Consider the following 15,536-nt stretch of genomic DNA (forward strand, 5'->3'; position numbering starts at 1 on the left):
CGGTTATGAGAGAAATTATAACGCTTGCATGCACGGAATGCAAAAATAGAAACTATACTACAACAAAGAATAAAAAAACAATGCAGGGGAAACTTGAGTTAAAAAAATATTGTAAGCATTGTCGAAAACATACTCTGCATAAAGAAACTAAATAGAGCAGGCCAGTAGCTCAATTGGCAGAGCACCGGTCTCCAAAACCGGGGGCTGGGGGTTCGAGTCCCTCCTGGCCTGCCATTTTCTTAAGAGGTATAAAAGTGGAAAAACTTAAAAAGTTTATTCAAGAGGTAAAAGAGGAGCTTAGAAAGGTAGTTTGGCCTACGAAAAATGAAACAATCCAAATAACTCTGGTGGTCGTTGTTATGGTGATTTTGGTGTCTGCCTTTTTAGGTGTTGTTGATGTAGCTCTGTCTAAAATAGTAAAAATGATTGTAGGGTAAGCTATGGCTAAGCAATGGTATGTAGTGCATACATATTCCGGATTCGAAAAAAGAGTAAAACAGTTATTAGAGGAAAAGGTAAAAAATCTTGGAATTGAAGATCAAATAGATGAAGTTTTGATCCCTACTGAAGATGTAATCGAGCTTAAAAAAGGTAAGAAAAGAGTAAGTAAAAAAAGGACATTCCCAGGTTATATTCTTGTTCATATGGAAATGAATACAAAAAACTGGCATATTGTAAAAAGTGTTCCAAAAGTTACGGGGTTTGTTGGGGGTATTAATCCTGTGCCTATTCCTGAGCAGGATGTGAAAGCTATGCTTGATCTTGTAAAAGCCCAAGCACCAAGACTTGCTTCTAAGTTTATTAAAGGAGATAAAGTGGAAGTTATTGATGGTCCGTTTCAAGGTTTTACTGGAGTCATAGAAGAAGTTAATCCAGAGAAAGAAAAAGTAAAAGTTATTGTTAGTATTTTTGGTAGGCAAACACCTATTGAACTGGATTTCTTACAGGTTAAGAGAATTGGTTAGTATTGGAGGAATAGATGGCTAAAAAAGTTTTAGGTCAAATTAAGTTACAAATACCTGCAGGTAAAGCAAATCCATCACCACCTGTGGGACCTGCTTTAGGGCAACGTGGTGTTAATATTATGGAGTTTTGTAAAGCATTTAATGCTGCAACTCAAAATATGGGTGATGTTACTGTTCCGGTAATAATAACTGTATATGAAGATAGAAGCTTTACATTCATTACTAAAACGCCGCCTGTATCAGAGCTTATTAAAAAAGAACTAAAAGTTGATAAAGGGTCAAGTAACCCAAAAAGAGACAAAATTGGGAAGCTTACTAAAGAGCAGCTTAAAAAAATTGCTGAGATTAAGTTGCCAGACCTGAATACAAAAGATATTGAAAAAGCAATGAAAATTGTTGCAGGTTCTGCAAGAAGTATGGGTGTTGAAACAGAATTATAATATTTAAGGAGTGAATAGATATGCCAAGAAGAGGTAAAAAATATTTAGAAGCATTGAAGCAGGTCGATAAAGATAAAGCATACGATCTGCGAGAGGCTATAGACCTCGCTAAGAAAATTGCTTTTGCGAATTTTGACGAAACAGTAGATTTAGCAGTGAAGCTTGGGGTGGATCCTCGTCATGCTGATCAAATGGTGAGAGGATCTGTTAGTTTACCTCATGGCACAGGTAAGCAGGTTAAAGTACTTGTTTTTGCTAAAGGAGAAAAGGCTAGAGAAGCGGAAGAAGCAGGAGCAGACTTTGTAGGCGATGAAGAAATTGCAAAAAAGATTCAGGAAGGTTGGCTTGGTTTTGACAAAGCTGTGGCCACCCCAGATATGATGCCAGTGGTAGGTAAGTTAGGTAGAATTCTTGGTCCAAGAGGGTTGATGCCCAATCCTAAGGTAGGAACTGTTACTAATAATGTAAAAGAAGTAGTTCAGCAGTTGAAATCTGGAATGATTGAATATCGAGTTGATAAGGCAGGTATTATTCATGCACCTGTTGGTAAAAAAAGTTTTGAAACTGAGAAGTTGTTAGAAAATATTATGACTCTAATGGATTCTCTTATTAAAGCAAAACCTGCGTCTGCAAAGGGGCAATATGTTAGGGGAATGTATGTTTCAACAACTATGGGTCCTGGTATAAAAGTAGATCATCAAAAAGTTGTAAACGAGCTCTAAATATGAAAAAAACTCTGGTTGAAGAAGCAGGTAGCGTACAATGCTGTAAATCCTGCGGAAACCGGTTTGAATAGATATCAGCCGGAGTTAATTAGGAGGCTAAAATTGAAAAAAAGCGACAAAATAGCACTTGTAAATGATTTAACTGAGAAAGTTTCTAAAGCAAATGCACTTTATTTGGCAAATTATAAAGGACTTAATTATAATGAGCTTAATTCTATAAGACAGGCCCTTAAAGGGCAAGGAAACGACTTTAGAGTCGTTAAAAATAGACTTTTAAGAATTGCATTAAAAAACAATAAGATAGAAAACCTTGATGCTCTGCTGGTGGACCAAACAGCAGTTGCAATTGTTTTTGATGAACCTACCACTGCAGCGAAAGAATTTAAAAAGTTTGATAAAGAATTCAAAAGTTTTGAAATAAAGGGTGGCTATCTTGATGGTAAGGTTTTAAGTAAAGAAGAAGTAATTGCACTTGCTGATATCCCAAGTAGAGAAGAACTTCTTGCAAAAATGCTTGGAAGTATGTCTGCTCCAGCAAGAAACTTTGTATCGCTTCTTGCCAATATCCCTAGAAGCCTGCTTAATGTGCTTAATGCAATTAAAGAAAAAAAAGAAAATAATTAAATGGAGGCTATAATATGTCTATTACAAAAGAACAAGTAATTGAATTTATTGAAAATATGTCTGTTTTGGAATTGGCTGAGTTTGTAAAAGAGCTTGAAGAAAAATTTGGTGTGTCGGCAGCAGCTCCTGTTGCAATGGTTGCAGGTGCACCCGGTGCAGCTGGCGGTGCAGAAAGTGGTGCAGAAGAAAAGACAGAATTTGATGTAATTCTTCAAAGTGCTGGAGATAAGAAAGTTCAGGTTATTAAAGTAGTAAGGGAAATTACTGGTCTTGGTCTTAAAGAAGCTAAGGCTTTAGTTGATGGTGCACCAAAGGCTGTTAAAGAAGGTATTGCTAAAGAAGAAGCTGAACAAATCAAAACAAAGCTTGAAGAAGCTGGCGCAACTGTTGAAATCAAATAATAATTTTTTCTTTATATTTTTGGGGGCATTAAGCCCCTTTTTTTGTCAACAATAAATTGTTCCGGTAGGTGAAAAATATGGAAAATATCATTAAACCCATAGAGAGGTTTAATTTTTCAAGAATTAAAAAGGTGTTAGAAGTTCCAGATCTTCTTGAGGTACAGAAAAAATCATATTCTGAATTTTTGCAGAAGGATAAAAGTCCTGATGAGCGTGAAAATAAAGGACTTGAATCAGTTTTTAGAGAAGTTTTTCCAATTACAGATTTCAACGAGATGTCGGTTTTAGAATATGTAAGTTATTCTATTGAGAGTCCAAAGTACACTCCTAGGGAGGCATTGGATAGAAATACAACCTATGCTGCTCCTTTGAAAATTAAAGTGAGATTAGTAAATTATGATATAGATGAAAATACTGGTGAGAAATTCGTTGTTTCTGCAAAAGAATCTGATGTTTATTTGTGTGATATACCACTAATGACTGACAGAGGAACGTTTGTTATAAATGGTGTTGAAAGAGTTATAGTTAATCAATTACATAGGTCTCCTGGTATTTTTTTTGAAGATACAACTGCAGATAAAAGTGTAGTAGAGAAACATTTATATAGTGCGAGAATAATACCTTATAGGGGTTCATGGATAGATTTTGAATTTGATAATAAAGATATAATGTATGTAAGGATTGATAAGAAAAGAAAGATTATTGTAACAACATTATTAAAAGCATTAGGTTATACGGATAAAGATATTATAGAAGCTTTCTATGAAACAGAAAAAGTGATTATTAATGATGAGGGGTTATTTGTAGAGTTTGATTCTGAAAAAGTACTTGGAAGAAGATTTACTTTGGATATTAAGGATGAGTTTGGTGAGGTAATAGTCAAAGCCAATCATAAGATAACTAAAGCAGCTAGAAGAAGGTTAGTGAATGCTGGGATTAAGTTTATTCCAGTCACTTTTGATGATATATCTGAAACTTTTATCGCAGAAGATGTTATTAATGAAGATGGTGAGATTATAGCTGAAGTAAATCAAAAGATAACAGAGGATCTATTGGATCAGATAAAAGCGGAAGGTATTGATGAATTCAAGGTATTGTATATTGATAGAAATACATATGACTCTGTAATTCGAGATATTCTTGAAGTGGATAAAACATCTAATAGAGAAGAAGCTTTACTTGAAATATATAAAAAGATGAGGCCTGGTGAACCTGCATCAATAGAAACAGCTGAAACATTTTTTGAAAACCTATTTTTTAACCCAAAAAGATATGACCTATCAAAAGTTGGTAGGCTTAAAATAAATAAACGACTAGGTTTGGATTTGCCTCTTGAACATACGGTTCTGACAAAAGAAGATATATTGGAGACAGTTAAAACTCTCGATAAAATACGTAGAGGACTTGATACCATTGATGATATTGATCATTTAGGACATAGAAGAGTTAGAGCTGTTGGAGAACAGTTGCAAAATTTTATTAGGATTGGATTAACTAGAATGGAGAAAACAGTAAGGGAAAGAATGAGTATACAGGATGTTGATGAGCTCACACCACAGGATCTGCTTAACGCAAAACCTCTTTCTGCAACTATTAAGGAGTTTTTTGGAAGTTATCAGCTTTCACAATTTATGGATCAAACAAATCCTCTTAGTGAAATTACACATAAAAGAAGATTATCTGCATTAGGTCCAGGAGGTTTAAATAGAGAGAGAGCAGGGTTTGAAGTCAGAGACGTTCACACTTCACACTATGGTAGAATATGTCCAATTGAAACTCCTGAAGGTCCAAATATTGGACTAATAACTTCATTAACAACCTATGCAAGAGTAAATGAGTTTGGATTTATTGAGACTCCTTATCGTAAGGTAGTGGATGGTAAAGTAACGGATGAAGTGGTATATTTATCTGCTATCGAGGAAGAAGAATATTATATTGCACAAGCTAATGCTCCGTTGAATGATGATGGTAGCTTTGTTAGAGAGTTTGTAGCTGCTAGACATAAAGGTGAATTTGTAACAGTACCGGTAAGTAACATACAGTATATGGACGTTGCTCCTATGCAAATTGTATCTGTATCAAGCTCCTTAATTCCATTTCTTGAACATGATGATGCGAATAGGGCGCTTATGGGTTCTAACATGCAACGTCAAGCAGTTCCACTAGTTAGAACAGATGCTCCTATAGTTGGTACTGGAATGGAAAGAAAAGTAGCAGTTGATTCCGGTGCAGTTATTGTTGCCAAAAATTCAGGTGTTGTAGAATATGTTGATGCAAGAAAAATTGTCATACGATATGAAAAGGGAAGTAATGATTTTGGAATAGATACATATGAACTTATCAAATACAGAAGATCCAATCAGGATACATGTATTAACTATAAACCTATTGTGAAAAAAGGGCAGTATATCGATAAAGGACAAGTGATTGCGGACGGTCCAGCTACTGATAGGGGTGACTTAGCATTAGGTAGAAATGTTGTAGTGGCATTTATGCCATGGATGGGGTATAATTACGAAGACTCCATTCTTGTCAATGAAAGATTAATTAAAAATGATGCATTTACATCAATTCATGTGGAAATTTTTGAAATAGAAGCTAGAGATACTAAGCTTGGTCCAGAAGAAATTACTAGAGATATTCCGAATGTTAGTGATGAAGCTTTAAAGGATTTGGATGAAAGTGGTATTATTAGAATTGGTGCATATGTAAAAGAAGGTGATATCCTTGTAGGTAAGGTTACCCCTAAAGGTGAGTCACAAACAACACCAGAAGAGAAGTTACTAAGAGCAATTTTTGGGGAGAAAGCTGGTGATGTAAAAGATGCATCGTTGAGGGTACCGCCTGGCATTAGAGGTACTGTAATAGATGTACAAGTTTTAACTAGAAGAGGTGTTGAAAAAGATGAGAGAACCGAGTTAATTGAATCCTCAGAGTATGAAGCAATAAAGAAAGATTATGAACAAGAAATTGCAATTATTGAGAAAGGAAGAAAACAAAAAATTATTAAGCTACTTGAAGGTAAAAAGCTTATTGAAGATTTTTTGGGTGATAACTTTTCTTTAAAAGAAGGTACATTATTAACAAAAGAAATATTAGAAGGCCTTGATTATACAACACTAAGCATGTTGCCTGTAGAAAATAAGGCAGAGTTTGATGAAAGATTATCTCAATTAAACTTAATATACTTTGATAGAATTAAAAGGGCAGAAGAAAAGTTTAAAGATAGAAAGAAAAAAATTGAAAAAGGTGACGAACTTCCTGCAGGTGTATTAAAGCAAGTTAGAGTATATGTTGCAATAAAAAGAAAACTTATGGTTGGCGATAAAATGGCTGGTCGCCATGGTAATAAAGGTGTAATTTCGAGAATACTTCCTGAAGAAGATATGCCATATCTTCCTGATGGTACACCAGTTGATATAGTTCTTAATCCTTTAGGTGTTCCATCACGTATGAATGTAGGACAGATTCTTGAAACGCATCTTGGTATAGCAGCGAAAGCCTTGGGTTTGTATATTGCAACACCTGTTTTTGATGGTGCCAAAGAAAAGGATATAAAAGATATGTTAAGGAAAGCAGGGTTGCAAGAAGATGGTCAAACAGTGCTATTTGATGGAAGAACAGGTGAACCTTTCGATCAGGAAGTGACTGTAGGTGTAATGTATATGCTTAAACTTCACCATTTAGTTGAAACAAAAATACATGCTAGATCTACAGGACCATATTCATTGGTGACTCAACAACCTTTGGGTGGTAAAGCTCAGTTTGGGGGTCAAAGATTAGGTGAGATGGAAGTATGGGCTCTTGAAGGTTACGGAGCAGCATATCTGTTACAAGAAATGTTAACTGTCAAGTCCGATGATGTGGAAGGAAGAACTAAGGTCTATGAAGCTATAGTTAATGGTAATTATTCATATAAGCCTGGACTGCCTGAATCGTTTAATGTTTTAATTAAAGAATTACAAGGGCTTGCACTTGATGTAGAATTAATTAAGAGTGAAGACCTTGAAAAAGAAAATAATGAATAAGATTTGTGGAGGGCTAAGTGGCTGTTAAAAGAGTAAACCCTTTTGAGAATGAAAAAGGCCCTATAGATTTTGATGCTATTAGGGTAAGAATAGCATCACCTGAAAAAATAAGAAGTTGGTCTTCAGGTGAGGTTATTAAGCCTGAGACTATAAATTATAGAACGTTTAAACCTGAAAGGGACGGACTGTTTTGTGCTAAAATTTTCGGACCTGTCAAAGACTGGGAATGTTTATGTGGTAAATATAAAAGGATGAAACATAGAGGAATTGTTTGTGAAAAGTGTGGTGTGGAGGTTATTCAGTCAAAAGTAAGGCGTGAAAGAATGGGGCATATTGAACTCGCCACACCAGTTGCTCATATATGGTTTTTTAAAGGCTCACCAAGTAGAATAGGGTCTATTCTTGATCTTAATATAAAGGATATTGAAAGAGTTCTTTATTTTGAATCTTATATTGTAATTGATCCTAAAAATACTGCATTAAAAGAAAAGGAGATTTTGAGCGAAGAAAGATATAGAAAGCTTGTTGAGGAATATGGTCCAAATTCGTTTGTGGCCAAAATGGGTGCAGAAGCAATAAAAGAATTATTAAAGAAAGTGGATTTAGATATTTTGATTATGGAGCTTAAAAAAGAGCTTCAAGAAACAGGTAGTCAGCAGAAAAAGCTTAAGATTGCTAAAAGATTAAGAGTCATTGAAGGGTTTAGAAAGAGTGGTAATAAACCAGAATGGATGGTGTTAGATGTTATCCCGGTGATTCCTCCTGAATTGAGGCCTCTCGTGCCTCTTGATGGAGGTAGGTTTGCTACCAGTGATTTAAATGACTTGTATAGAAGGGTTATAAATAGAAATAATAGATTGAAGAAGTTAATGGAACTTAATGCTCCTGAGATTATTATTAGAAATGAAAAGAGGATGCTTCAAGAAGCAGTCGATGCTTTATTTGACAATGGGAGAAGAGGGAGAGTGATAAGAGGTTCTAATAAAAGGCCACTTAAATCATTGAGCGAAGTTATCAAAGGTAAACAAGGAAGGTTTAGACAAAATCTTCTTGGTAAGAGGGTCGATTATTCTGGTAGATCAGTTATTGTAGCTGGTCCACATTTGAAAATGCATCAGTGTGGTTTACCTAAAGTAATGGCACTTGAATTATTTAAACCATTTCTTTACTATAAACTTGAAAAAGAAAAAGGGTATGCTGCTACCATTAAACAAGCTAAAAAAATGGTGGAAGAACAGCGTCCAGAAGTTTGGGACATTTTAGAAGAAGTTATTAAAGAGCATCCTGTACTGTTAAATCGTGCACCAACACTTCATAGGCTCGGTATTCAAGCATTTGAGCCGATGTTAGTAGAAGGGAAAGCTATACAGCTCCATCCACTTGTTTGCCCAGCGTTTAATGCTGACTTTGATGGGGACCAGATGGCTGTTCATGTTCCGCTTTCAATTGAAGCTCAAACTGAGGCAAGGGTACTAATGCTTTCATCATATAATATTCTTTCTCCTGCCCACGGACGACCACTTGCTGTGCCAACTCAGGATATGGTTCTTGGTTGTTATTACATTACTAGAGGATTAAAAAATGCTAAGGGGGAAGGGAAGCTTTTTTCATCACCTGAAGAAGTGTTAATTGCATATGATAATAATGCTGTTGATATTCATGCGGAAATAAAGGTTCGCATAAATGGCAAGATTTATAATACAACGGTTGGTAGGGTGATTTTCTATCAGGCTGTACCTAAAGGGATTGAGTTTGAGGTTATTAATAAAGTTCTTGATAAAAAAGAGCTTACTAAGCTTGTAGAATATTCATATAAGAAGCTTGGTAATTATGAAACGGTTAGATTTCTTGATATCTTGAAAGATATCGGATTTAAGTATGCTACAAAGGCAGGTTTTTCTATTTGTATTGACGACTTATTAATTCCTGTTGAAAGAGAAAAGCTTGTTAAAGAAGCTATGGATAAGGTTAGAGAAATTGAAGAGCACTATAGAGAGGGTGCATTAACTGCAGGTGAACGTTATAACCAGATTATTGATGTTTGGTCATCTACAAACGATAAGGTTACAGATTGTTTGATGAAAACTCTTGCGTCACAAGGTGGTGATAAATCAGCTGTTAACAAGCGTGATAAATTTTATAATCCTGTATATGTAATGGCGCATTCTGGAGCTAGGGGTTCTAAAGCGCAGATTAGCCAGTTAGCTGGTATGAGAGGTTTGATGGCAAAACCATCAGGTGAGATTATTGAGACACCTATTACAGCTAGCTTTAGAGATGGATTGACAGTTTTACAATATTTTATTTCAACACACGGTGCTAGGAAAGGGCTTGCGGATACAGCATTGAAAACAGCCAACGCTGGTTATCTTACTAGGAGATTGGTTGATGTGTCTCAAGATGTGATTATTACTGATGAAGATTGCGGAACAATTCGTGGTATAGAAATGACTGCTTTAATGGATGGAACAGAGGTTGTAGAATCCCTTGGAGAAAGGATTTTTGGCAGATATACACTAGAAGATATTTATGATCCTATTACTGATGAGTTGATAGTTGAGGCTGATCAATTAATTACTGAAGAAATAGTAGAAAAAATAGAGAAGGCGGGTATAGATAGAGTTAAGGTTCGTTCTGTACTCACATGTGAGTTAGAATTTGGAGTTTGCAAGAAGTGTTATGGTATGGATTTAGCCACTAGAAGAGAGGTTGAAATTGGTGAAGCTGTGGGAATTATTGCGGCACAGTCTATTGGTGAACCTGGAACACAGCTTACAATGAGAACCTTCCACATTGGTGGTGCAGCTTCTACAGCTGCTGAACAATCGACTTTAAATGCTAAATTTGGCGGAACGATTAAGTTTGAAGATATGAGATATGTCAAAGATAGAAATGGTGTAAATGTAGTGTTAAATAGAAATGGTGTTCTTCATATTGTGGACAATGATGGTAGATCTATTGAAAAATACAATATATCGTATGGAACTAGGTTACTTGTTAACGAAGGCGATTCTGTTAAACAAGGTGATTTACTTGCAGAATGGGATCCATTTGCTGCAGTAATTATGACAGAGTATGAAGGTAAAGTTGCTTTTGGTGATATTATTGATGGTGAGACATTAAAAGAAGATATTGATCCTATTACTGGTTTGGCTCAAAAAGTTGTTATTTCAAATACAAAAGAAAAGAGACAACCAAGGATTTCAATAAAAAATAAAGAGAACAAAACGATTCAGAGGTATATATTGCCTGTTGGTGCAATGATTATGGTGGAAGAGGGAGATGATGTTTATCCTGGTGATGTAATTGCTAAGATACCTAGAGAGACCCAGAAAACTAAAGATATTACAGTTGGTTTGCCAAGGGTAGCAGAGTTATTTGAAGCTAGAAAACCTAAAGAACCTGCTATTATAGCAGAGATTGATGGTATTGTGAAGATAGAGAGCGGTGCAAGAGGTATGAGAAAGATTATTGTAGAGAATGAGGAGACAGGGGATAAGAAAGTTTATAATGTTTCTATTCAAAGGTACATCAATGTTAGAGATGGTGATAGAGTAAAAGCTGGAGAGGCTCTTGTTGATGGTTTAATAAATCCTCATGATATTCTTGCAGTTCTTGGAGAAGAGGCTTTACAAAAATATCTTGTGAGTGAAATTCAAGAGGTATATAGAAAACAAGGCGTAAATATAAACGATAAACATATTGAAATTATTGTAAGGCAAATGATGAGAAAGGTTATTATTGAGGATCCTGGAGATTCAGATTATATGCCTAATGAGGAAGTATATAAACATGAATTTAAAAAGATACAAGAGGAGTTGTTGAAAGAAGGGTTAAGACCACCTCAGGGTAGACCAATTTTACAGGGTATAACAAAAGCAGCATTAAATACAGAAAGTTTTATATCTGCTGCAAGTTTCCAGGAAACTACGAAAGTACTAACAGATGCAGCATCAAATGGTAAAATAGATTATTTAAGAGGGCTGAAAGAAAATGTCATTATGGGTAAACTGATACCAGCTGGGACATGAGTGAAACATTTACGTAATAAAAAATATAAATTTAAAAAAGCAATTTAATAAAATTCTTGACATTAAAAAAAAGGGTTGTTACTATCTAACGCTCGTTTTATGGGTGAAAAAATATAGTTGTGTTTATGATAAATTTGGAGGTGTTAAGTGCCAACTCTGAACCAGTTAGTAAGGAAAGGTAGAAAGAAGGTTTTGAAAAAAACTAAATCGCCGGCATTGCAGGGTAATCCGCAGAAAAGGGGCGTTTGTGTTAGAGTGTATACAACAACCCCTAAAAAGCCAAACTCAGCTTTGAGGAAGGTGGCGAGAGTAAGGTTGACAAATGGAGTAGAAGTGACTGCATATATTCCGGGGATAGGTCATAATCTGCAGGAGCACTCTGTGGTACTCATTAGAGGAGGAAGGGTAAAAGACCTTCCTGGTATTCGATATAAAATAATTAGAGGTGCTCTTGATGCTTCAGGGGTTGCTGACAGAAAGCAAAGTAGATCTAAATATGGCACAAAGAGGCCAAAGTAAAATAATGTAAAAGGGTGTAGATATGGCAAGAAGAAGAGTTGCTAAAAAAAGAGAAATACTTCCTGATCCAGTATATAACGAAGTATTGGTTACTAAATTTATTAATAATTTGATGTATGATGGAAAAAAGACACTTGCTGAAAAGATATTTTATAGTGCGATGGATTTAATTAAAGAACGCAAAGGTGAAGAGGGTATAGAAGTTTTTAAAAAGGCAGTTGAAAATGTTAAGCCAATACTTGAGGTTAAGTCTAGGAGAGTTGGTGGTGCAACTTACCAAGTACCCATTGAAGTGAGGCCAGATAGGCAAATTTCTCTTGCTATAAAATGGATTATAAAAGCTGCTAGAGAACGTAGAGAGAGAACAATGGTTGAGAGACTAGCGAATGAGCTTATTGATGCATTTGAAAATAAAGGAGCAGCTATTAAGAAGAGAGAAGATACCCATAGGATGGCGGAAGCTAATAAAGCATTTGCTCATTTTAGGTGGTAATTAGGAGGAACAGACGTGGCAAGGAAGTATCCGTTAGAAAAACAAAGAAATATTGGTATTATGGCGCATATTGATGCTGGTAAAACTACAACTACAGAGCGTATTTTGTATTATACCGGTGTTAGTTATAAAATTGGCGAAGTCCATGAAGGTACAGCTACTATGGACTGGATGGAGCAGGAAAAGGAAAGAGGGATTACAATCACTTCTGCTACTACACAGTGCTTTTGGAATGGGTATAGAATAAATATTATTGATACACCAGGGCACGTGGATTTTACGATTGAGGTTGAAAGATCTTTGAAAGTGCTGGATGGTGCAGTAGCAGTTTTTTGTGCTGTAGGCGGAGTTGAACCTCAATCTGAAACAGTTTGGAGACAAGCTGATAAATATAGAGTTCCGAGGATTGCATTTGTAAATAAAATGGATAGAGTAGGTGCTGACTTCTTTAATGTTATGCAGATGATGATAGATAGGTTAGGAGCAAAACCTGTTGCCATTCAGTTGCCTATAGGATCGGAAGATTCGTTTGTAGGTGTGATAGATCTTGTTAAAATGAAGGCTATAATGTGGACAGGGGATGAGTTAGGTGCTAAGTACGAAGTGGTAGATATTCCTGAAGAATATATAGATCAGGCAAATGAATATAGGGAAAAGCTTATAGAAACAATATGTGAAGTTGATGATGAGTTAATGGAGAAATATTTTGAGGGTGAAGAAATTTCAGAAGATGAGATTGTTACGGCTTTAAGAAAAGGTACTATAAATATAGATTTTACACCTGTATTGTGTGGGTCAGCTTTTAAAAATAAGGGGGTTCAGCCGCTTTTAGATGCAGTGGTTGCTTATCTGCCATCTCCTCTTGATATACCTCCAATTAAAGGTATTGATCCTAAAACAGGTGAGGAAGTTGAGAGAAAGACATCAGATAATGAGCCTTTTGCTGCTCTAGCATTCAAAATATTGACTGATCCTTATATGGGGCAATTAACATATTTTAGAGTGTATTCTGGGCATTTAGAGGCAGGTAGTTATGTACTAAATGCTACAAAGGATAAAAAAGAGCGTGTTGGAAGATTGCTTAAGATGCATGCAAATAAAAGGGAAGAGATTAAAGAGATTTTTGCGGGAGATATTTGTGCAACTGTTGGCTTAAAGTATACAACAACTGGTGATACGCTTTGTGATGAAAACAGTCCTGTAGTTTTAGAGTCTATTGAGTTTCCTGAGCCTGTTATTTCTCTTGCTATTGAGCCTAAGACAAAGGCAGATCAAGATAAACTTTCTAACGCATTGAACAAGCTTGCTATGGAAGACCCATCTTTTAAAGTGACAGTTGATGAAGAAACAGGTCAAACTATAATAGCTGGGATGGGTGAATTGCATCTTGAGATTATTGTAGATAGATTAAAAAGAGAGTTTAAGGTAGATGCAAATATAGGTAAACCACAAGTTGCATTTAGGGAAACAATAAGAAAGTCTGTAAAAATTGAAGGTAAATATATTAAACAAACTGGTGGTCGTGGTCAGTATGGGCATGTGTGGCTTAATATTGAACCAATGGAGCCAGGAAGCGGGTTTGAGTTTGTAAATAAAATTGTTGGCGGTGCTATTCCTAAAGAGTATATTCCAGCAGTTGAAAAAGGGATCGTGGAAGCAATGGAAACAGGTATCTTGGCAGGTTATCCTGTAGTTGATGTAAGGGTTACGCTTTTTGATGGTTCATATCACGAAGTGGACTCATCTGAGATGGCATTTAAAATTGCTGCATCAATGGCTTTTAAAGATGGTGCTAAAAAAGCTGATCCTGTGTTGTTAGAGCCAATTATGAAAGTTGAAGTAGTGGTCCCTGAAGAGTATACTGGTGATGTAATGGGTGACCTCAACTCGAGACGTGGTCGAGTTGAAGGTATGGAAGTTAGGGGTAATGCACAGGTTATAAGGTGCTTTGTTCCTCTGAAAGAAATGTTTGGTTATGCTACTGTATTAAGGTCTTTAACACAAGGACGAGGAACATATACTATGCTGTTTGATCATTATGAAGAAGTTCCAGCTAATATCGCTGATGAAATAATTAAGTCTAGGACATAGAAATATAGGAGGAAGAAATGGCAAAGGCAAAGTTCGAGAGGAAGAAACCTCACGTAAATGTAGGAACAATAGGTCACGTAGACCATGGTAAGACCACGTTGACAGCAGCGATAACAAGGGTATTGGCTACAAAAGGTTTTGCTGAGTTTACAGATTATGATAATATTGATAAGGCTCCTGAGGAGAGAGAGAGGGGTATTACAATAGCGACAGCTCATGTTGAGTATGAGAGTGATACGAGGCATTATGCGCACGTAGACTGTCCTGGTCACGCTGACTATGTAAAGAATATGATTACAGGTGCTGCACAGATGGATGGTGCGATATTGGTAGTGAGTGCAGCAGATGGTCCTATGCCTCAGACGAGGGAGCATATATTGTTGGCAAGGCAGGTAGGTGTTCCATATATTGTGGTATTTATGAATAAAGTAGATATGGTAGATGATGAGGAATTGCTTGAGCTAGTTGAGCTTGAGGTAAGGGATTTGCTTAGTACTTATGAGTTTCCAGGAGATGATGTGCCTGTTATTAAGGGTAGTGCATTGAAAGCATTGGAGAATCCAGAGGATGAGAAGTGGGCGCAGCCGATTTGGGATTTAATAAAAGCAATGGATGATTATATACCATTGCCAGAGAGGGATATAGATAAGCCATTTTTGATGCCGATAGAGGATGTGTTTAGTATATCAGGTAGAGGTACGGTAGTAACAGGTAGAGTAGAGAGAGGTAAGGTTAAGGTAGGAGATGAGGTAGAGATAGTAGGATTGAGGGAGACTCAGAAGACAGTAGTTACTGGGGTGGAGATGTTCCGTAAGATATTGGATGAGGGTGTAGCAGGAGATAATATAGGGGTGTTATTGAGAGGTATTAAGAAGGATGAGGTAGAGCGTGGTCAGGTATTAGCGGAGCCAGGCAGTATAACACCTCATAGGAAGTTTAAGTGTGAGGCATATATATTGACGAAGGAAGAGGGTGGACGTCATACCCCATTTTTTAGTGGTTATAGGCCACAGTTTTATTTTAGGACGACGGATGTTACAGGAGTGATTACATTGCCAGAGGGAGTAGAGATGGTAATGCCAGGGGATAACATCAGCTGTGAAGTTGAGTTGATACAGCCTATAGCGATGGAGCAAGGGTTAAGATTTGCAATTCGTGAAGGTGGTAGGACAGTAGGTGCTGGTGTTGTTACTGAAATTATTGAATAGAGGTTAATGGA

The 15,536-nt window shown here is 36.3% G+C and carries 13 protein-coding genes and 1 tRNA gene; all 14 read left to right on the forward strand.

Features of this window, described 5'->3' with window-relative positions:
- Window positions 1-5: 5 nt before the first annotated feature.
- The 14 genes from rpmG (at window position 6) to tuf (ending at window position 15,525) form a co-directional block, all read left to right on the forward strand.
- Window positions 6-155, forward strand: a complete 150-nt coding sequence (rpmG, locus tag OWK30_RS06785) for a 50S ribosomal protein L33 (protein ID WP_149266042.1) — start codon at window positions 6-8, stop codon at window positions 153-155.
- A gap of 3 nt (window positions 156-158) precedes the next feature.
- A tRNA-Trp gene (locus OWK30_RS06790) sits at window positions 159-234 on the forward strand.
- Window positions 235-254: 20 nt separating this feature from the next.
- Window positions 255-437: a preprotein translocase subunit SecE gene (gene secE, locus OWK30_RS06795; protein WP_423324862.1), complete on the forward strand. Its 183-nt coding sequence runs from the start codon at window positions 255-257 to the stop codon at window positions 435-437.
- A 3-nt stretch (window positions 438-440) separates the two neighbouring features.
- The gene (gene nusG, locus OWK30_RS06800; RefSeq protein ID WP_423324864.1) at window positions 441-965 is read left to right on the forward strand and encodes a transcription termination/antitermination protein NusG; all 525 of its coding nucleotides are present in this window, start codon (window positions 441-443) and stop codon (window positions 963-965) included.
- 14 nt (window positions 966-979) lie between these two features.
- Window positions 980-1,405, forward strand: a complete 426-nt coding sequence (rplK, locus tag OWK30_RS06805) for a 50S ribosomal protein L11 (protein ID WP_423324866.1) — start codon at window positions 980-982, stop codon at window positions 1,403-1,405.
- Window positions 1,406-1,425: 20 nt separating this feature from the next.
- Window positions 1,426-2,127 (forward strand): 50S ribosomal protein L1, encoded by a 702-nt coding sequence (rplA, locus tag OWK30_RS06810; protein WP_423324868.1) that lies wholly within the window; start codon window positions 1,426-1,428, stop codon window positions 2,125-2,127.
- An 18-nt stretch (window positions 2,128-2,145) separates the two neighbouring features.
- On the forward strand, window positions 2,146-2,754 hold the full coding sequence (gene rplJ, locus OWK30_RS06815) for a 50S ribosomal protein L10 (protein ID WP_423324870.1): 609 nt from the start codon (window positions 2,146-2,148) through the stop codon (window positions 2,752-2,754).
- A gap of 20 nt (window positions 2,755-2,774) precedes the next feature.
- Entirely contained in the window at window positions 2,775-3,155 is a 381-nt protein-coding gene (rplL, locus tag OWK30_RS06820) for a 50S ribosomal protein L7/L12 (protein WP_423325087.1), read from the forward strand.
- Between the two features lie 77 nt (window positions 3,156-3,232).
- Window positions 3,233-7,183 carry a DNA-directed RNA polymerase subunit beta gene (rpoB, locus tag OWK30_RS06825; RefSeq protein ID WP_423324872.1) on the forward strand — a complete coding sequence of 1,317 codons (3,951 nt, stop codon included), beginning with the start codon at window positions 3,233-3,235 and terminating at the stop codon, window positions 7,181-7,183.
- A 17-nt stretch (window positions 7,184-7,200) separates the two neighbouring features.
- Window positions 7,201-11,214 carry a DNA-directed RNA polymerase subunit beta' gene (rpoC, locus tag OWK30_RS06830; protein WP_423324874.1) on the forward strand — a complete coding sequence of 1,338 codons (4,014 nt, stop codon included), beginning with the start codon at window positions 7,201-7,203 and terminating at the stop codon, window positions 11,212-11,214.
- A 147-nt stretch (window positions 11,215-11,361) separates the two neighbouring features.
- Window positions 11,362-11,733, forward strand: coding sequence for a 30S ribosomal protein S12 (gene rpsL / locus OWK30_RS06835; RefSeq protein ID WP_423324876.1), 372 nt, complete (start codon window positions 11,362-11,364; stop codon window positions 11,731-11,733).
- A gap of 22 nt (window positions 11,734-11,755) precedes the next feature.
- Window positions 11,756-12,226, forward strand: coding sequence for a 30S ribosomal protein S7 (gene rpsG / locus OWK30_RS06840; RefSeq protein ID WP_423324878.1), 471 nt, complete (start codon window positions 11,756-11,758; stop codon window positions 12,224-12,226).
- A 15-nt stretch (window positions 12,227-12,241) separates the two neighbouring features.
- Window positions 12,242-14,317, forward strand: coding sequence for an elongation factor G (fusA, locus tag OWK30_RS06845; protein WP_423324880.1), 2,076 nt, complete (start codon window positions 12,242-12,244; stop codon window positions 14,315-14,317).
- A 17-nt stretch (window positions 14,318-14,334) separates the two neighbouring features.
- The gene (gene tuf, locus OWK30_RS06850) at window positions 14,335-15,525 is read left to right on the forward strand and encodes an elongation factor Tu (protein WP_423324882.1); all 1,191 of its coding nucleotides are present in this window, start codon (window positions 14,335-14,337) and stop codon (window positions 15,523-15,525) included.
- Window positions 15,526-15,536 lie beyond the last annotated feature (11 nt).

The organism is Deferribacter abyssi (assembly GCF_049472655.1).
Classification (GTDB): domain Bacteria; phylum Chrysiogenota; class Deferribacteres; order Deferribacterales; family Deferribacteraceae; genus Deferribacter; species Deferribacter abyssi.